The 17,980-nt window shown below is 73.2% G+C and carries 11 protein-coding genes and 1 pseudogene; 3 read left to right on the forward strand and 9 right to left on the reverse strand.

From position 1 onward, the window contains the following. The first annotated feature begins 56 nt into the window (after positions 1 to 56). Positions 57 to 1,487, forward strand: a complete 1,431-nt coding sequence (locus MTQ10_RS15550) for a lipase maturation factor family protein (protein ID WP_247468023.1) — start codon at positions 57 to 59, stop codon at positions 1,485 to 1,487. Between the two features lie 77 nt (positions 1,488 to 1,564). Here the strand turns inward: MTQ10_RS15550 and MTQ10_RS15555 are convergent, their stop codons facing one another. The 8 genes from MTQ10_RS15555 to MTQ10_RS15590 all read right to left on the reverse strand — a co-directional run bounded on the left by MTQ10_RS15555 (position 1,565) and on the right by MTQ10_RS15590 (position 12,683). Further along, positions 1,565 to 2,545 (reverse strand): aldo/keto reductase, encoded by a 981-nt coding sequence (locus tag MTQ10_RS15555; protein WP_247468025.1) that lies wholly within the window; start codon positions 2,543 to 2,545, stop codon positions 1,565 to 1,567. A 357-nt stretch (positions 2,546 to 2,902) separates the two neighbouring features. After that, the gene (locus MTQ10_RS15560) at positions 2,903 to 3,076 is read right to left on the reverse strand and encodes a hypothetical protein (protein ID WP_107472678.1); all 174 of its coding nucleotides are present in this window, start codon (positions 3,074 to 3,076) and stop codon (positions 2,903 to 2,905) included. Positions 3,077 to 3,427: 351 nt separating this feature from the next. Further along, a complete protein-coding gene (locus tag MTQ10_RS15565; protein ID WP_247468028.1) occupies positions 3,428 to 4,951 on the reverse strand; it encodes an SDR family NAD(P)-dependent oxidoreductase in 1,524 nt (507 codons plus the stop codon). A gap of 104 nt (positions 4,952 to 5,055) precedes the next feature. After that, positions 5,056 to 6,393: a wax ester/triacylglycerol synthase family O-acyltransferase gene (locus MTQ10_RS15570; protein ID WP_247468031.1), complete on the reverse strand. Its 1,338-nt coding sequence runs from the start codon at positions 6,391 to 6,393 to the stop codon at positions 5,056 to 5,058. Positions 6,394 to 6,560: 167 nt separating this feature from the next. Continuing rightward, positions 6,561 to 9,188 (reverse strand): PA14 domain-containing protein, encoded by a 2,628-nt coding sequence (locus MTQ10_RS15575; protein ID WP_247468034.1) that lies wholly within the window; start codon positions 9,186 to 9,188, stop codon positions 6,561 to 6,563. A 278-nt stretch (positions 9,189 to 9,466) separates the two neighbouring features. Beyond that, positions 9,467 to 10,687, reverse strand: coding sequence for a glucose-1-phosphate adenylyltransferase (glgC, locus tag MTQ10_RS15580; protein WP_247468037.1), 1,221 nt, complete (start codon positions 10,685 to 10,687; stop codon positions 9,467 to 9,469). Positions 10,688 to 10,740: 53 nt separating this feature from the next. Next, positions 10,741 to 11,892, reverse strand: a complete 1,152-nt coding sequence (gene glgA, locus MTQ10_RS15585) for a glycogen synthase (RefSeq protein WP_247468040.1) — start codon at positions 11,890 to 11,892, stop codon at positions 10,741 to 10,743. Between the two features lie 41 nt (positions 11,893 to 11,933). Then, positions 11,934 to 12,683 carry a (2Fe-2S)-binding protein gene (locus MTQ10_RS15590; protein WP_247468043.1) on the reverse strand — a complete coding sequence of 250 codons (750 nt, stop codon included), beginning with the start codon at positions 12,681 to 12,683 and terminating at the stop codon, positions 11,934 to 11,936. A gap of 209 nt (positions 12,684 to 12,892) precedes the next feature. On the opposite strand from MTQ10_RS15590, the pseudogene MTQ10_RS15595 reads away from it, so the two are divergent. Continuing rightward, positions 12,893 to 13,747 (forward strand): annotated as a pseudogene (locus MTQ10_RS15595) (DMT family transporter); the annotation flags it as partial. Positions 13,748 to 14,639: 892 nt separating this feature from the next. Here the strand turns inward: MTQ10_RS15595 and MTQ10_RS15600 are convergent. After that, a complete protein-coding gene (locus MTQ10_RS15600; RefSeq protein WP_247468045.1) occupies positions 14,640 to 15,887 on the reverse strand; it encodes a transglycosylase family protein in 1,248 nt (415 codons plus the stop codon). A 366-nt stretch (positions 15,888 to 16,253) separates the two neighbouring features. Here MTQ10_RS15600 and gndA point away from each other — a divergent pair, with 366 nt between their 5' ends. Beyond that, a complete protein-coding gene (gndA, locus tag MTQ10_RS15605) occupies positions 16,254 to 17,693 on the forward strand; it encodes an NADP-dependent phosphogluconate dehydrogenase (protein ID WP_247468049.1) in 1,440 nt (479 codons plus the stop codon). The last annotated feature ends 287 nt before the right edge of the window (positions 17,694 to 17,980 follow it).

A 17,980-nucleotide genomic window follows, 5' to 3' on the forward strand; every position in this document is an offset into this window, starting at 1 on the left:
GTCACCGGGCCGTGACCCGGGCGGGGCGGGAGAATGGAGGGGAGGAGCGGACGGGCGTGGACTGGTTCATCGCACCCGACTACTGGCTGAGCCGACTGGTCTTCCAGCGGGCTCTGGCCGCCGTGTACCTGGTGGCGTTCCTGACGGCGGCCGTGCAGTTCCGGGCCCTGCTGGGCGAGCGGGGCATGCTGCCGGTCCCCCGGTTCACCGCGCGGGTGCCGTTCCGGCGCGCCCCCAGCCTGTTCCACCTGTACTGCTCGGACCGCTTCTGCGCGGGCTGCGCCTGGGCCGGCTGCGCGGTGTCGGCGGCACTCCTCGCGGGGCTCGACGCCCTGGTGCCGCTGGGCGCGGCGATGGCGCTGTGGCTGGTGCTGTGGGTGCTGTATCTGTCGATCGTCAACGTCGGCCAGACGTGGTACGCGTTCGGCTGGGAGTCACTGCTGCTGGAGACGGGGTTCCTCGCGGTGTTCCTCGGCAACGACGAGGTCGCCCCGCCGGTGGTCGTGCTGTTCCTGCTGCGCTGGCTGCTGTTCCGGGTCGAGTTCGGCGCGGGCCTGATCAAGATGCGCGGCGATCCCTGCTGGCGGAACCTGACCTGCCTCCACCACCACCACGAGACGCAGCCGATGCCGGGCCCGTTCAGCCGCTGGTTCCACCATCTGCCGAAACCGCTGCACCGGGTGGAGACCGCGGCGAACCATGTCACCCAGCTCGCGGTGCCGTTCCTGCTGTTCACACCGCAGCCCGTGGCGACGGCCGCCGCGTCCCTGATGATCGTCACGCAGCTGTGGCTGGTGCTGTCGGGCAACTTCTCCTGGCTGAACTGGCTGACGATCACCCTCGCCCTGCCCACGGTCCGCTTCCCCGGCGGCGACGCCCCGGCCTCCGCGCCGGACACGGCACCTCTGTGGTTCGAGGTGCTGGTCCTGGCGGTCGCCGCGCTGCTGCTGTTCCTCAGCTACCACCCCGTGGCGAACATGCTGTCCCGGCGGCAGGTGATGAACCGCTCCTTCGACCCGCTGCACCTGGTCAACACGTACGGCGCGTTCGGCAGCGTCAACCGGGTGCGGTACGAGGTGATCCTGGAGGGCACCACGGACGAGGTGCCGCACGAGGACTCGGGCTGGCAGGCGTACGAGTTCCGGGGCAAGCCGGGCGATCCGCGGCGCAGGCCCCGCCAGTTCGCGCCGTACCATCTGCGCCTGGACTGGCTGATGTGGTTCGCCGCGCTGTCCCCGGGCTACGCCGAGCCGTGGTTCGGGAAGCTGGTGGAACGGCTGCTGGAGGGCGACCGGGCGACGCTGCGGCTGCTGCGCAGCTCCCCGTTCCCGCCGGACGCGCCGCCCCGCTACATCCGGGCCCGGCTGTTCCGGTACCGGTTCACCACGCGGCGGGAGCTGCGGGAGACGGGTGCACACTGGGTGCGGGCGTACGTGCGGGAGTATCTGCCGCCGACGCGGCTGGCCGGGCCTGCGCAGCGGCTGTGAGGCGGGTGCGGTGGTCTTCTCGGTGCGGCGGGGTTCTCGGTGCGCGGTGGGAGCTTCCGCCCATGGTGAGGGCACGGTCACGGGCGGTTCCATCCCCCGGGTACGGGTGCCTCGGCCGTCAGCAGGCCCGTCTCGCGCAGCTCCGCCCACAGCGCGTCCGGCACCGGCGTGCGGAACTGTCGTACGCAGTCGTCGACTTCGGCGGCCGAGCGGGCGCCGACGAGCACGGAGGCGACCGCCGGGTGCGCGGCGCAGAAGGCGAGGGCGGCGGCGCGCAGGGTGGTGCCGTGCCGCTCGGCCGCGGCCTTCAGGCGCAGGGCGCGGTCCAGCAGCTCGGGCGGCGCCTGCGTGTAGTCGTACGTCGCCGTGGGGCTCGGGTCGGCGAGCAGGCCGGAGTTGAAGGGGCCGCCGATGAGCACGGCGGTGCCGCGGCGCTGCGCCTCGGGGAGCAGATCGGTCAGGGCGCTCTGGTCGAGGAGGGTGTAGCGGCCGGCGCACAGCACCACGTCCACGTCGGTGTCGCGGACGAAGCGGGTCAGCATGGCCGTCTGGTTCATGCCGACGCCGATGGCCCGGACGACGCCTTCGGCGCGCAGCCGTTCCAGCGCCGGATAGCCCTCGTGGAAGGCCTGTTCGGGGTGGTCGTCGGGGTCGTGGAGGTGGACGATGTCGACGTGGTCGACGCCGAGCCGGGCGAGGCTGTCCTCCAGGGTGCGGCGGATGCCGTCGGCGGTGAAGTCCCAGACGCGGCGGTGGGTGGCGGGCACCGCGAAGCCGTGCGCGAGATCGTCGCCGCCGCTGTCGTGGGGTTCGAGGCGTCGGCCCACCTTGGTGGAGAGGGTGTACTCGGCGCGGGGCCGGTCCCGCAGGGCGGCGCCGAGGCGGCGTTCGGCGAGGCCGAGGCCGTAGTGCGGGGCGGTGTCGAAGGCGCGGATGCCGTGCCGCCAGGCGGCGTCCACGGCGGCGTACGCCTGCTCGTCGGTGACGGGCGTGTACAGGTTGCCGAGGGCGCCGGTGCCGAGGGCGAGGGGGGTGACGGGGGCGGCGGTTCGGGACACGGGGCTCCCTCCCTGCGGGGGCCTTTTTCGCGCGGTTCCCCGCGCCGCCAGGGTAGTCGCGGTGCGTTGTGCACGTACCCGTGCGGGGGGTGTTCTGCGCGCTTCCCCGCGCCCCTGCTCACCGGCGTGCCGGAGATGCCCTGTTCCCCGCGCCCCTTTCTGGGGTGCCCGGGTTTCGTCGTTCACCGTGGGCCGGTGGGGAACGTCATTCGCCGGTGGTGGGGCGGGGCCGCGCCGGGGGGGTGTCCGTGCTCGGTGCGGCGTCCCGTCTGCTGGATCCCTGCCCGGGGTTTTCGCCGCACGCTGCGGGCGGGCACCCCCGGCACGGCCCCTTTCCGCCGTCGGCGGCTTTCCGGCTCAGTCGACGCTGGGCAGGATGTGGGGTTCGGCCAGGTCGTCCTCGTAGCCGGCGAGCCGGATGGGGGCCGAGCGGGCCCAAACGTCGAGGCTTCCGATCTCCCCGGGGCGGCGGCCCGCGCGCTCGGGACGTTCCTTGGGGCGCTGTTCTCGGTTGGTCTTCTCTGGTGTCACCGCGCACTCCTTATGTGTCGGTCACCCTCGGGACATCGGGTCGAGACCCAGTCTGCGACCGTGAGCTCGACGCCCGCTTAAGGTCTGGTTCAGTGCGATTCGGACGCGGTGGCGCCGACAACTCATGCGGAGAGCAGGCCGTTGTGAAGCGGCATGTCCCATGACGGACGGTGGGTGGGGGTTGCACCCTGGGTGTTGTCCGTCGCCCTCAGATTAACCAAATGAGCGGCCTCCCGCTCGATAGGGCTGAAAATTTGGGGTAACCATGGCGAGTCACCCAGGTGTCCCCGCAAGGGAATTGAACCTTTTGGCCCCGAGAAGCGCCTTTTGGAGGTCACTCCAACGGCGTAATCACCAGCGGCCGGGCTGGTAGTCCTTGAGGAAGACGCCGTAGACGTCCTCGCCCGCCTCGCCCCGTACCACCGGGTCGTAGACGCGGGCCGCGCCGTCGACGAGGTCGAGCGGGGCGTGGAACCCGGCCTCGGCGAGACGGAGTTTGTCGTAGTGGGGCCGCTCGTCGGTGATCCAGCCGGTGTCGACGGACGTCATCAGGATGCGGTCGGTCTCGAACATCTCCTGGGCGCTGGTCCGCGTGACCATGTTCATCGCGGCCTTGGCGGCGTTGGTGTTGGGGTGCCCGGCACCCTTGTATCCGCGCCCGAAGACGCCCTCCATCGCGGAGACGTTGACGATGTAGGCCCGCCCGCTCGGCGCCTTCTTCGCAGCCTCGGCCATGACCGGCCGGAGCTTGCTGATGAGGATGAACGGCGCGGTGTAGTTGCACAGCTGGGTCTCCAGCAGCTCGACCGGGGAGATCTGGTCGATGGTCTGCACCCAGGTGTTGGTCTCGACGACGTCGGGCACGAGCCCGCCCGCGTCGATGGCGGTGCCGTCGAGGTGCCGGGCGACGGAGGCGTTGCCGGCGACCAGGGCGAGGTCGGCGACCTGCTGGGCGTCCAGGCTGCTGGTGCCGACCGGCAGCGCGGCCAGACCGTCGACGGCGCCGGAGTTGAACGCGCCGATGACCTGGTGGGCGGGCAGCTCACCGGCGGGCAGCGGGGCGCTCTCGCCCTCGACGAGAGCGGCGTACGCGGAGGGCAGCCGCCGTACCGTCTGCGTGGCGTTGTTGATGAGGATGTCGAGCGGTCCGGCGGCGGCGACCTGGTCGGCGAGGGCGACGGCCTGACCGGGGTCGCGCAGGTCGATGCCGATGATCTCCAGGCGGTGCAGCCAGTCCCCGGAGTCCTCCATGGCCTTGAAACGGCGGATGGCGTCCTTGGGGAAGCGGGTGGTGATGGTGGTGTGGGCGCCGTCGCGCAGCAGCCGCAGCGCGATGTACATGCCGATCTTGGCCCGGCCGCCGGTGAGCAGGGCGCGCCGGCCGGTGAGGTCGGCGCGGGCGTCGCGCTTGGCGCGGTTCAGCGCGGCGCACTCCGGACAGAGCTGGTGGTAGAAGTAGTCGACCTCGACGTAGCGGGTCTTGCACGTGTAGCAGGAGCGGGGGCGCTGGAGTATGCCGGCGATCTTGCCGGGCTCGACCTTGGAGGAGGGCAGGATGCCCTCGGTCTCGTCGTCGATGCGCTGGGCGGAGCCGGTGGCGGTGGCCTCGGTGACGGCGCGGTCGTGGGCGGTCTTGGCGGCGCGGCGCTCCTGGCGGCGGCGCTGCTTGACCGTGCGGTAGATGTGCGAGGTGGCCCGCCGGACCTTGATCGCGTCGGGGTGGTCGACGTCGAGCTTGTCGAGTTCCTCGAGGACGCTGAGGCAGACGGCGAGGCGCTCGGGGTCGATCCCGGGGCCGTACTCGGTGTCGCCGGTCGCCGGGGACTCCTCGGTCGTGGCGCTCGTGATCGCCGAGTTGTCCTCTGTCACCGTCATCGCGCTGGCCGTTCCCTGGGGTCCTGTGGCGGCGCTCCGACCGCGCCTGCTTTCGAACGCGGAATTCTACGGAGCGCCGCGGGCGGGCTCCAAACCGCGGACGGTCATCCGGCGCAGGCTGTGAGCAGTGTCTCCGCCTCCCGGGTCAGCGCGGCGGCGAGCAGGCCGAGATCAGGTACCGCCTCGGCGTCGGCGACCAGGCCGTAGTGGACGCGGCCCCGGTAGGTGGAGACGGCGACGGCGAGGGAGTGGCCGGGGGCGAGCGGGGCGAGGGGGTAGACCTCGGTGAGGGGGTTGCCGCCCAGTTTCAGGCCGAGGCCGGGCAGGGGGACGCTGGTGACGAGGATGTCGAACCAGAGCCGGGCGGCCCGGCCGACGAGTGGGCCTCCGAGGCGGTGACCGAGGGCGGGGACGTGGTCGGCGAGCAGGGCGACGGCGCCGGCGCCCCGGTCGGGTCCGGCGTCCTTGTTGCGGTCCATCGCCGTGCGTACGGCGCGGAGCCGGGACAGCGGGTCGGGGTCGCCGACGGGGAGCCGCAGCAGATAGCCGGAGAGACGGTTGCCCTGCGGGTGCGCGGTGCGGGGGCGGCGCCGGGAGACGGGGATCAGGGCCCGGGGCGCGTTGCCCTCGCTGCCGTCGCCGCGCTCGTCGAGCCAGCGGCGGAGGGCTCCGGCGACGACGGCGATGAGGACGTCGTTGACGGTGCCGCCGGTGGCCTTGCGGATGCGGTGCACGTCGTCCAGGTCCACGGCGGCGCCGGCGATCCGGCGGGTGCCTGTGGGGTCGGCGGTGAGGGCCGGGGTGGGGCGCACGGCGAGGGTGGAGGCGGCGACGGAGGCGCCGATGTCCAGGGCGCGGCCCACGTCGGACAGGGCGCCGCGGACGGTGTCGGGCAGTCGGCGCACATCGGGCAGGAGGCCACCGCGGCGGGGTTCGTCCGGGCGGGCCTTGTGGGCGGTGGGCAGGTCGGCCGGGTCGAGGATCGCGGCGGCGAGGCCGAGGGCGCGCAGCCCGTCGGCGAGGGCGTGGTGGAACTTGAACAGTACGGCGAAGGAGTCCCCGTCGGCGCCGGGCAGGACGTGCGCCTCCCACGGCGGGCGGCACCGGTCGAGGGGGCGTTCCATGAGCCGTCCGGCGGCGGCGTGGAAGTCGGCGGCGGGCGCGTGCAGCAGGACGTGCCGCAGGGGGTCGAAGGCGGGGTCGGGTTCGCGGGCGGCGCCGCCGAAGCCGAGGGGGAGGCGGAAGGGGCGCCAGGTGTCGCGGATGCGCATGCGCAGGCCGGGCACGGCGGCGGCGCGCGCGGCGAGCAGGTCGGCGGCGTGCGCTCCGGCCGTCGGCGAGTGCGCCGTGAAGACGCCGAGTGCGCCGAGGTGCATCGGGTGCTCGGCGGATTCCATGTTCCAGAACGCCAGATCGAGCGGTGCGAGCAGATCAGATGTCAAGGGCTTGCCTCGCGTCGGCGAAGGGGTGGAGCAGCAGTCAAGCGCCCCCGGGCGATTACGGTCAAGTGCGGTCCGGCTACGCTCAGTTAACAGCAGATTAAGTCCCGCCTCGTGGCGGACGCGTCCGTCAGAGGCGGGACTCCGGAGGGCGATGCCCGGTCAGGCGGTCACTCGCACCCCGCCACCGTCTGCCGTGACGCGTCCCGGATCAGCGCCCGGTGCGCGGCCCGCAGCCGGTCGGCGTCCGGTTTGAGAACCCGCCGGTCGTAGGTGACGAGGCCGTTCAGCTCGCCCTCGACGTCCGAGATCTGCGTGTACACGGCGCCGCTGGAGCCACGGCAGGCGAGGGCGCGCACCTCGGCGAGCCGGGTCAGGTAGCCGTCGGTGTAGGCCTCCGGGTCGACGTCCACGTACGACTGCTGCACCGACCAGGCGTGGCCGGGCACGGCGAGGCCGAGGCCGCCGTACTCGCCGCTGACGAGGGCACGCCGACCGTCGGGGCGGGGCGGCAGGGCGGGGCTGGGGTAGCCGTGCTCGTCCATGATGTCGCCGGTGCCGCCGTCGGCGCCGAGGTTCAGCCCGGACATGTTGTTCACCAGGCGGGTCGGGTCCCAGGCCTTGGCCTGCGCGGCGATCCGGCCGACGTCGTACTGGCCCCAGCCCTCGTTGAACGTCACCCACATGATCACGGACGGGCTGCTGATGTGCTCGTCGATGATCTGCCGCATCTCCCGCTCGTACTCGGCGCGGGCGGCCTGGCTCGGGTTCACCCCGGCGGTCATGGCGGGGATGTCCTGCCACACCAGCAGTCCGAGCCGGTCGGCCCAGTAGAACCAGCGGTCCGGTTCGATCTTGATGTGTTTGCGTACGGAGTTGTAGCCGAGCCGCTTGTGCAGCCGCAGATCGTGGGCGAGGGCCTCGTCGCTGGGCGCGGTGTGCAGACCGTCCGGCCAGAAACCCTGGTCGAGGGTGGCCATGAGGAACACCGGCTGCCCGTTCAGCAGCACGCGCGGCACGCCGCCGGCCTGCGCCACGGAGACGGACCGCATGCCGAAGTAGCTGCCGACGCGGTCCGCGCCGACGCTCACCTTCAGGTCGTACAGGAACGGGTCGTCGGGCGACCACAGGCGGGCGTGCGGGATGCGCAGGGTGAGCGGTGTGCCGCTGCGGCCGGTGGCGGTGGCGACGCGGCGGCCGTGGTCGTACGCCGTCGCCGTGACGGGCAGCCCGGAGCGCACGCCCTGCGGCTCGACGGTGAGGGTGCCGGCGGTGACGTCGGGGGTGAGCTTCAGCCCGTCGACATGGTCCGGGGCGACCGGCTCCAGCCACACGGTCTGCCAGATGCCGGACGACGGGGTGTACCAGATGCCGCTCGGGTCGAGGCGCTGCTTGCCGAGGGGCGGGTTCTCACCGCCCGCCGCGTCCGTCGGGTCGTACACTCCGACGATCAGCTCCTGGGTGCGGCCGGGCTTCAGCGCGCCGGTGATGTCCGCGCCGAACTTGTCGTAGCCGCCCTGGTGTTCGGTGACCTTGACGCCGTTGACGTACACCTCGGCGCGCCAGTCGACGCCGCCGAAGTTCAGCCGGAGGCGTTTTCCGGCGCCGATGCGCCAGCCGGCGGGGACGGTGAAGGTACGGCGGTACCACATGCGGTCCTCGTGGCGTTCCAGGCCGGACAGCTGGGACTCGACGGGGTACGGCACGAGGATGCGCTCGGGCAGGTTCCGCCCGACCGGCGGTCGCTCCCCCGCCTCGGCGGCGGCGAACTGCCAGGTGCCGTTGAGGTTCTGCCACTCGGGCCGGGTGAGCTGGGGGCGCGGGTACTCGCGGTGGGCGTTGGCGGGCGTGACGCCGTCGGCCCACGGGGTGCGCAGCTCGTACGTGGAGCGGTTGGGGCCGCTGCTCCAGAACGCCTTGACAACGTTGCCGTCGCTGCGGGTCATGCCGCCCTGCCCGTCGTAGCGGACGTCGGCGAGGCCGGGCGCTGTTCCGGACCTGTTGCCGACGACGGGCTGTTCGAGGGCGACGAGGAGGGACCTGGGGTCGGCGGGGTCCTGCCGTGCGGCGCCGAGGGGCCAGCGGGCGCCGCCGATCACCGCGTCGAGATGACCGGCGAGGCCTGCCGGGGGTGCGGCGAGCGGGCGGGCGAAGTCCAGGCGCAGGGTACGGCCGTCGCGTTCGACGGTGGTGGCGACGGCGCCGTCGTAGTCCCAGCCCTCGGGCAGCAGGAACGCCGACTGCGGTACGGCGGTCTTGGTGCCGGCGGGCGGGGTCCAGCGCAGATGGAAGTTGGAGCCGCCGAAGTGCTCGAAGTACTCGACCTTGATGTCGTAGGCACGGCCCGCCGTCAGCTCCACGGGGTCGGCCGTCTGTTCGATGTCCCAGTCGTCCACCCAGTGGTCGATGAGCAGCCGGCCGTCCACCCAGAGCCGGAAGCCGTTGTCGGCGCTGACGGAAAACGTTGTCGGACCGCTCTTCCCGGGCACGATCCGGCCGGTCCAGCGCACGCTGACGTCGTCGGAGCGGCCGGTGGCCTGGGCGAGCCGGGACTCCAGCGTGGGGAAGTCGAGCTGCGGGTCGAAGCCGGTGGCCTTCAGCTCGTGGAAGTCGAAGGCGCCGGGGGCGGACTGGGTGTAGTACTCGCCCTTGAGGCCGTGGACCTCGACGGGCTCCTCGGCAGCGGCACGCGGCGCGGCGCCGGCGGTGGCGGTGGCGGTGGCGGTGGTGAGGCCGGTGAGTCCGAGGGCGGCGGCGAGCAGTAAGGCGAGTCGGGCTCTGAATCGTCCGGTGCGCACGGTTCTCCCTTCGGCAGGGGTCGGCTGACGGCCGTTCCGTTTCGCCGTACTCCCTTGCACGGAACGGCAGTTGGCATTCGAGCATGCCGTTCCGCTTGCCGTCCAGGGCTGTGACGCGCCGGGCCGGGGGCGCGGCGCACGGGCCCGCCGGGGCCCTTCGCCGGCCGGCGACGGAGCTGCTGCCGGCGGCTGCGGGCGCCCGGCGCCGGCTCCGCGCACGGTGGACCGGCGTGTCCGGCCCGCACCCGGCCGGACACGCGACGCCGCGGGCGTCGGCCCTACGACACCCGCTGCCCTTTGCCCAGCGCGATCACCCCGCCCTTGGAGACGGTGTACAGCTCGGCGTCACGGCTCGGGTTGACGCCGATGGTCGCACCGGGCGGCACGTCCACGTTCTTGTCGAGGACCGCCCCGCGGACGACCGCGCCGCGCCCGATGTGGACGTTGTCGTGCAGGACGGAGCCCTGGACGACGGCGCCCGGGTCGATCACGACGCCCGGGGAGAGGACGGAGCGGGTGACCTGGCCGCGGATCAGACAGCCCGCACTGATGATCGACTCGCCGGCCATGCCGCCCGCGTTGAAGCGGGCCGGGGAGAGCTGACCGGAGTGGGTGTAGATGGGCCACTGGCGGTTGTACAGGTTGAAGGCGGGACGCTCGGCGATCAGGTCCATGTGCGCGTCGTAGTAGGCGTCGAGCGTGCCCACGTCCCGCCAGTAGCCCTGGTCGCGGCTGGTCTCGCCGGGCACGTGGTTGTCGCTGAAGTCGTACAGCGCGGCCTCGCCGCGTTCGGTGAGCTGCGGCAGGATCGAACCGCCCATGTCGTGCGCGGACTCCTGGTCCTCCGCGTCGCGCTGGAGCGCCTCGATGAGGGCCTTGGTGGAGAAGATGTAGTTGCCCATCGAGGCGAAGACGCTGTCAGGGTCGTCGGCGAGGCCCGGCGGGTCGGTCGGCTTCTCCAGGAACCGCTGGACGGTCAGTCCGTCCGACCCCGGCGTGATCACCCCGAACGCGGAGGACTCGGCGCGCGGCACGCGGATGCCGGCGACGGTGACGCCCGCGCCGCTCTCGATGTGCTGGGCGAGCATCTGGCGCGGGTCCATGCGGTACACGTGGTCGGCGCCGAACACGGCGACGTACTCGGGCTGCTCGTCGTGGATGAGGTTGAGGGACTGAAGGATGGCGTCCGCGCTGCCGAGGTACCAGCGCGGGCCGAGACGCTGCTGGGCGGGGACCGGGGTGACGTAGTTGCCGAGCAGGCTCGACATGCGCCACGTGGTGGTGATGTGCCGGTCCAGCGAGTGCGACTTGTACTGCGTGAGCACGCATATCCGCAGGATGTCGCCGTTGACGAGGTTGGACAGCACGAAGTCGACGAGGCGGTACGTCCCGCCGAAGGTGACCGCGGGTTTGGCGCGGTCCGCCGTCAAGGGCATCAGCCGCTTGCCCTCTCCGCCCGCCAGCACGATGCCCAGCACCGAAGGTCCGCCACGCCGCATGGCCGCTCCCCTCACCACGTCTGTGCCCGATCCCTGCCCCTGGCCAGGGATTGTCAAGCCTGTTTCAGGATCTCCTCGTAGAGACGCACGGTGCGCCGCGCCACCGTGTCCCAGCCGAACTCCCGTACGGCCCGTTCCCGTCCCGCCTCGCCCATCGCGCGCGCGGCGGCCGGGTCGCCGATCACCGCGTCCAGCACGCGGGCCAGTCCCTGCTCGAAGTCGTCGTCCACGGGGACGAGTACCCCCGTGCGCCCGTCGTCGACGACCTCCGGGATGCCGCCGACCCGGGAGGCGACGACGGGGGTGCCGCAGGCCATCGCCTCCAGGTTGACGATGCCGAGGGGCTCGTACACCGAGGGGCACACGAAGACCGCGGCGTGCGTCAGCAGCTGGATCACCTCGGGGCGGGGCAGCATGCGCGGCACCCAGAAGACCCCGTCGCGGACCCGGCTCAGCTCGCCGAACAGGGCGCGGAACTCGCGGTCGATCTCCGGGGTGTCCGGGGCGCCCGCGCACAGCACGACCTGGGCGGCCGGATCGACGGAGCGGACGGCGCGCAGCAGGTGGCCGACGCCCTTCTGCCGGGTGATGCGGCCGACGAACAGCACGTACGGCCGTGCCGGGTCGACGCCGACGCGCGCGAGGGCGTCGGTGCCGGGGTCGGGGCGGTACAGGGCGGTGTCGATGCCGTTGTGGACGACGTGCACCCGGTGCGGGTCGAGGGCCGGGTAGCAGCCGAGGATGTCGTCGCGCATGGCGCCGGAGACCGCGATCACCGCGTCGGCGGCCTCGACGGCGGTGCGCTCGGCCCAGCCGGACAGCGCGTAGCCGCCGCCGAGCTGTTCGGCCTTCCAGGGGCGCAGGGGTTCCAGCGAGTGCGCGGTCACCACGTGCGGGATGCCGTGGAGGAGCTTGGCGAGGTGGCCGGCGAGATTGGCGTACCAGGTGTGCGAGTGGACCAGCTCGCGGCCCTCCAGGGCGGCGGCCATGGACAGGTCGACGGAGAAGGTGCGCAGCGCGTCGTTGGCGCCGTCCAGGCGCTGCCAGGAGCGGTGGCGCCGCACGCCCTCGGTGCGGCCCTCGCCCCAGCAGTGCACGTCGAGGTCGACGAGGGAGCGCAGTTCGCGGGCGAGGAACTCCACGTGCACGCCCGCTCCGCCGTACACGTCCGGGGGGTACTCCCGGGTCACCAGTCCCACTCGCACCCGGAAACCCCCTGCTGCTCGGCGGTCGTTCCCCTTCATGGTCACCCGGAAGGCGCGTGCGGGGAAGAGCCGGGAGGCCGCACGAAACAGCAGTCGCCGCACACCCCGCCGCCGGGCACCCGGTAGTACAGGCAGCAGCTGCGGCGCCGGAAGGCGGTGCCGGTGAGGGTTCCCGTGCCGTTGAGGTAGGGGTGGGCGAGCAGGGCGGCGGTGTGCCGGCGGGCCTGTTCGGCGGCGTCGGTACGGCCCTGCCGGGCGGCCAGGAGGCCGAGTTGCCGGGCGGAGCCGGTGAGCGCGGAGGCCGCGTTGCCGCGCAGCAGGCCGGGCGCGAGACGGTGGCGGGAGCGCAGCGCGGCCTCCAGGGGGCGCAGATGGCCGTCGACGACCACGTCCGCCAGCCGGTCCGCGGGCAGCGGATGCACGGCGGTCAGCCACAGGTCGTCGGGTGCGGCGGCGCCGGGGTCCCAGCGCAGCAGGCCCGGGGCGAGGTCGGGGATCTCGCCGTAGAGGACCGCGCAGGCCAGCGTCACGGACCACAGGCGGGCGACGAGTCCGAGGTGGGCGACGGAGGCGGCGACGCGGGGTTCTTCGGTGCGCAGAGCGACCGCCGTCCGGGCCACACGGAAATCCAGTGGATTCCCGTAAACATCCGACGTTTGATGGTCGTACACCTGCGCGAATGTCGAAGCGGGTGCGGGCGGCTCTCCTGTGGTGCGTAGGAGGAAATAGCCGCCGAGGGGACGCAGCGCCGAAAGGCCGGGGTCGAGTTCCACGACGAGCAGTAGTACCAAGCGGGCCCCGGCAACGGCTCAGGGGTCCGCCGGGAGCGGTGCCCACCCAGGGGAGGACGGCCCACGGGGCGTACTCCATCGGCAGTAGGACCCATTGCGTGCTCAGGTACGACGACGGGAACAGCGGCGAGGGGCATCGTGTTGCGTATGGAAGCCGACCGTTCGTCGCGCCGGGCCCAGGGCCCCCGCCTGACGCAGAGGAGCAGCTGATGAGCGCCCTCGCGTTGTCCGTGCTCCTGTCGCTCGTCTCCGCCGTCGCGTACGCGGGCGGGGCGATCCTTCAGGAGCAGGTCGCGGTGTCCTCGCCGGGCGGGCAGTACGCGCCGTTGCGGCGGCCCGCGTGGTGGACGGCGGTGACGTTGAACGGGCTCGGCGCCCTGCTGCACGTGGTGGCGCTGGCGTACGGCCCTCTCAGCCTGGTCCAGCCGCTGGGCGCCCTCACCATCGTGTTCGCGCTGCCGATGGCGGCGCTGTTCGTGCGCCGCCGGGCCGGTGCCGCCGCCTGGCGCGGCGCCATCATGGCCACGGTCGGACTCGCCGGACTGCTGTCGCTGGTCGGCGCCGCCGACGCGCAGTCGCTGAGCACCCCGCAGCGGGTGGGCACGGCCCTGGTCACCGTGGGTGCGGTCGCCGCGCTGATGGCGGCGGGCCGGGCCGCGCACCGGCATCCGGCGGTGCGCAGCGTGCTGCTCGCGACGGCGTCCGGCATCGCCTTCGGCATGGCGTCGGTGTTCACCAAGACCGTCGCCGTCGACTGGACGGGCGGCGTCGCGGCCTCCGACCTGCCGTCGCTGGCCGTCATCGCCGTGTTCGCCGTCGGCGGCGTGCTGCTGTCGCAGGCCGCCTACCGGGGCGGCGGACTGGCGGCGCCGCTCGCCACGCTCACGGTCGTCAATCCGGTGGTCGCGGCGGCGATCGGCATCACGATGTTCGGCGAGACGTTCCGCTACGGCACCACGGGCACCGCGCTCGCCCTCGCCTCGGGCGTCGTCGCGGCGGGCGGCCTGATCCTGCTGACGACCGAGCGGCTCCACGGGGCGCCGGAGGCGGCTGTGCCCGAGGGCGTGCCGGGAGCGCAAGCCGGAGGCGCTGCGGGTGCGGGGCGAAGGGCCGGGATCGCCGGGGGCGTGCCGGGAGCGGAAGCAGGAGGCGCTGCGGGTGCGGGCCGAGGCACCGGGACGGCCGGGGGCGTGCCGGAGCCGGTGGCAGGGGGCGCGCACTCGCCGGACGGCTTTCGTGCGGCGGGCGGGCCTGTGGACGGCGTTCCTGCGGGCGGGCCGGGCGGCGGCGTTCCTGCGGGCGGAGCGTGGGACGGCGGCCGTCGCGGCGTCGTCGTGCCGAAACAGCAACCGGGACCGGGGCACGGCGGCGGTGCCGTCGTCGTACCGGGACCCGGGATCGAGGAACTGGCGCCGCTGGGCCTGGACGCCGATCTCGCGCTCGCGCTCGGGTACGGGGTCCCCGGGCCGCCGGAGACGGCCGCCCCGCCGGGGCGGGGGCCGGGGCCGGACGGGGTGACGGAGCCGGCAGGGGTACGGGCGGCAGGCCCTGCCGAAGGGGTCGTACGGCCGTCGGCGGCAGCGTTCCCGGCGACGGCGCCGGGGCCGCCGCCGGTGCCGAGGGAGCCGGGGCCCGCCGATGCGGCGTACGCGCCACCCGGGCCGGTGCCGGGGCCGGGCGGCGAGCCGGAGCCGGCCGTCGCGGGCGTGGGTGCGGCGACGCCGGCGGCTTCCGTGACGCACGTCGGCGCGACACACGCGGCGGGTGCGGTCGGCACGGCAGGCATCAGGGACGCGGACGGACCGGGTGGACCGGGCGGACCGGACGGGCCGCGACCGGATGAACCGGACGGCCCGCGACCGGCACGCGGCTTCCGGCTGGCGACGCTGAACTTCGGCACGTGCTACGGCGGCGTGTACATCCCGCCGATGGTCCTGGACCGCCACCGCTCCCGTGTCAGATCGTGACGCCTCCGGCCCGCAGATACGCCAGCGGGTCGACGTCGGAACCGAAACCGGGCCCGGTCCGCACCTCGAAGTGCAGATGCGGGCCCGTGCTGTTGCCGGTGGAGCCGGAGCGCCCGATGCGCTGCCCGCCGCCCACTGCCTGCCCGCTGCGCACCGAGATCGCCGACAGATGCGCGTACTGCGTGTACCGGCCGTCGGCGTGCCGGATCACCACCTGGTAGCCGAACGAACCGCCCCACCCGGCCTCGACGACCGTGCCGGGCGCGACCGCCTTCACGGTGGTGCCGGTCGGCACGGGGAAGTCGACGCCGGTGTGATAGCCCTTCGACCAGGAGGAACCCGCAGCGTGGTACGGGGTGCCGACCGCGCCGCCGCTCACCGGGGCGACGAGCGCGCCATGACCGGAGGTGCGCTCGGCCTTGCGCCCGGCCTTGGTGTCCTGCGCCTTGCGCTGCGCTTCGCTCTTCTTGGCGGCGCCCTTGCCGGACGGGGTGGTGGCGGTGCCCTCGGCGGCACCGTTCAGGTGCAGCCGCTGGCCGGGAAGGATCAGGTCGGGGTCGTCGCCGATCGTCTGCCGGTTGGCGGCGTACAGGCCGCGCCAGCCGCCCCGGACGTGCCGCTCGGAGGCGATGCCGGAAAGGGTGTCGCCGCGTACGACGGTGTACATCTCGGCCTTGCCCGCGCGGGACTGTGGCGTCGTGTGCGGCTGGACGTCGGCGGCGGACGTCTTCCCGGCACCGGGCGACTTGGCCGTGCCCGGCGACTTCGCCGTACCGGACGACTTGGCCGTGCCACCGGACGTGGACGCACCGGCCCGCTTCGAGCGGGCCGAGTCGGTGTGGATGTCGGGGGCGTCGCCGCCTCGGGTCAGTCCCGCCCGTACCGAGCACTGCGGCCAGGCGCCGGGTCCCTGCCCGTCGAGGACGCGCTCGGCGACGGCGATCTGCTCGTCCTTGGACGCCAGGTCGGCGCGGGGCGCGTACCGGGTGCCGCCGTACTCCTCCCAGGTGGACTGGGTGAACTGCAGTCCGCCGTAGAAGCCGTTGCCGGTGTTGATGTGCCAGTTGCCGCTGGACTCGCAGGCGGCGACCTTGTTCCAGGTGCCGACGTCGGCGGCGTGCGCGGCTCCGGCGCCGATGAGGGGCAGCGCCATCCCGGCACCGCTCGCGGTGACCGTGAGCGAGGCGCGGTTGATCCTGTTCGGCTGGTACCGGCGGTGCCGGCCGCGTACGGCCATGTCTCAAGCCCCCTAGCCCTGCGTTCGGAGAGGCCAAAACTAAGCGCCTCGAACCAGCCGGGACAAGACGGCAATCAGCCGCGCGCCGCCTCAAGTGGCGGGTATCCGGCGGTGCTTGGGATCACTCACGGCGCACATTGAGGCAGGGGGGCGCACCGATGCGTACTGAAGCCCGTCGGCTCCGTCAGCAGCCCGGCGGTTCCTGTGGGCACGCACGGCGCGCGCAGGACAGGATGGGCTGAGGACGGACGCGACGATACAGATGTTGCAGACACAGCAGACGATGACGACGGAAACGCACGAGCACGCGCACGAGTGGTACGAGCGCGAGCACGAGCACCACCGAGACTTCCAGGAGCAGGCGGTATGAGCACTTCAGCACAGATCGGCGTCACGGGTCTGGCGGTCATGGGCCGCAACCTCGCCCGGAACTTCGCCCGCAACGGCTACACCGTCGCCGTGCACAACCGGACGCCGACGCGCACGCACGCGCTCGTGGAGGAGTTCGGGCACGAGGGTGACTTCGTCGCGGCCGAGACCGCCAAGGAGTTCGTGGCGGCGCTGGAGCGCCCGCGCCGCCTGGTGGTCATGGTGAAGGCCGGTGAGCCGACGGACGCGGTGATCCAGGAGTTCGCGCCGCTGCTGGAACCCGGCGACATGATCATCGACGGTGGCAACGCGCACTTCGCGGACACCCGGCGACGTGAGCGGGAGCTGCGCGAGCAGGGCATCCACTTCGTCGGCATGGGCGTCTCGGGCGGTGAGGAGGGCGCGCTGAACGGCCCGAGCATCATGCCGGGCGGCCCGGCGGAGTCGTACGACTCGCTCGGCCCGATGCTGGAGAAGATCTCGGCGAAGGCGGCGGACGGCGCGCCCTGCGTGACGCATGTCGGGCCGGACGGCGCGGGTCACTTCGTGAAGATGGTGCACAACGGCATCGAGTACGCCGACATGCAGCTGATCGGCGAGGCGTACCAGCTGCTGCGGGACGTCGCCGGGTTCTCCCCCGCCGAGATCGCCGACATCTTCCGGACGTGGAACACGGGGCGGCTCGACTCGTATCTGATCGAGATCACGGCCGAGGTCCTGTCGCATGTGGACGCGGCGACGGGCAAGCCGTTCGTGGACGTGGTGGTGGACCAGGCCGAGCAGAAGGGCACGGGCCGCTGGACCGTGCAGATCGCGCTCGACCTGGGCGTGCCGGTGTCGGGCATCGCGGAGGCGGTGTTCGCGCGCTCGCTGTCCGGCCACGCCGCGCTGCGGGAGGCGTCGCGGGGGCTGGCCGGACCGAAGCCGGCGCGGCTGGGCGAGGCCGAGGCGGCGGCGTTCGCGGACCGGGTGGAGCAGGCGCTGTACGCGTCGAAGATCGTGTCGTACACGCAGGGCTTCCACGAGATCGCGGCGGGCAGCGAGGAGTACGGCTGGGGCATCGACCTCGGTGCGGTGTCGTCGATCTGGCGGGGCGGATGCATCATCCGGGCGGCGTTCCTGGACCGTATCCGCGCCGCGTACGACGCCCGGCCGGACCTGCCGAGCCTGCTGTCCGACGAGACGTTCGCGCGGGAGATCGCGGACGCGCAGGACGCCTGGCGCGAGGTCCTGGTGTCGGCGACGTTGCAGGGCGTACCCACGCCGGGCTTCGCCGCGGCCCTCGCCTACTACGACGCCCTGCGCGCCGAACGCCTCCCGGCCGCGCTCACCCAGGGCCAGCGCGACTTCTTCGGGGCGCACACCTACCGGCGCGTGGACCGGGAGGGCTCGTACCACACGCTGTGGGGCGGGGACCGGTCGGAGATGAAGGCGTAGATCACCAGACGCACACCGCCACAGCCTGCCGGCAGTGGCGTGATGTCGCACGCGAGAAGCGCAGGGCTCTTCCCCGTCCGAGGGGAGGGCCCTGCGGCACGCCGGGGAGCCGTTGCGCACCGCCTCCACCGGGGTTCAGCTGAGCGGCGGCCCCGGCTCGGGGTTGGGCACGGGTTCGGGACCGGGCGGAACGGGCGACGGATCGGGCCCGGGAACGGGCCCCGGCGGCGGCCCGGGCGGCGTGGGCGGCTCGGGCGGCGTCGGGGGCGGCGACGGAGGCTGGGGCG

Source organism: Streptomyces sp. XM83C, from assembly GCF_023072675.1.
Lineage (GTDB): Bacteria > Actinomycetota > Actinomycetes > Streptomycetales > Streptomycetaceae > Streptomyces > Streptomyces thermocoprophilus.

Excerpts from the sequence above, each read along its gene's own strand:
- MTQ10_RS15565 (WP_247468028.1), bottom strand. The coding sequence starts at position 4,951 with ATGACGGTGACAGAGGACAACTCGGCGATCACGAGCGCCACGACCGAG.
- MTQ10_RS15600 (WP_247468045.1), bottom strand. The coding sequence starts at position 15,887 with ATGGCCGTACGCGGCCGGCACCGCCGGTACCAGCCGAACAGGATCAAC.
- glgC (WP_247468037.1), bottom strand. The coding sequence starts at position 10,687 with ATGCGGCGTGGCGGACCTTCGGTGCTGGGCATCGTGCTGGCGGGCGGA.
- gndA (WP_247468049.1), top strand. The coding sequence starts at position 16,254 with ATGAGCACTTCAGCACAGATCGGCGTCACGGGTCTGGCGGTCATGGGC.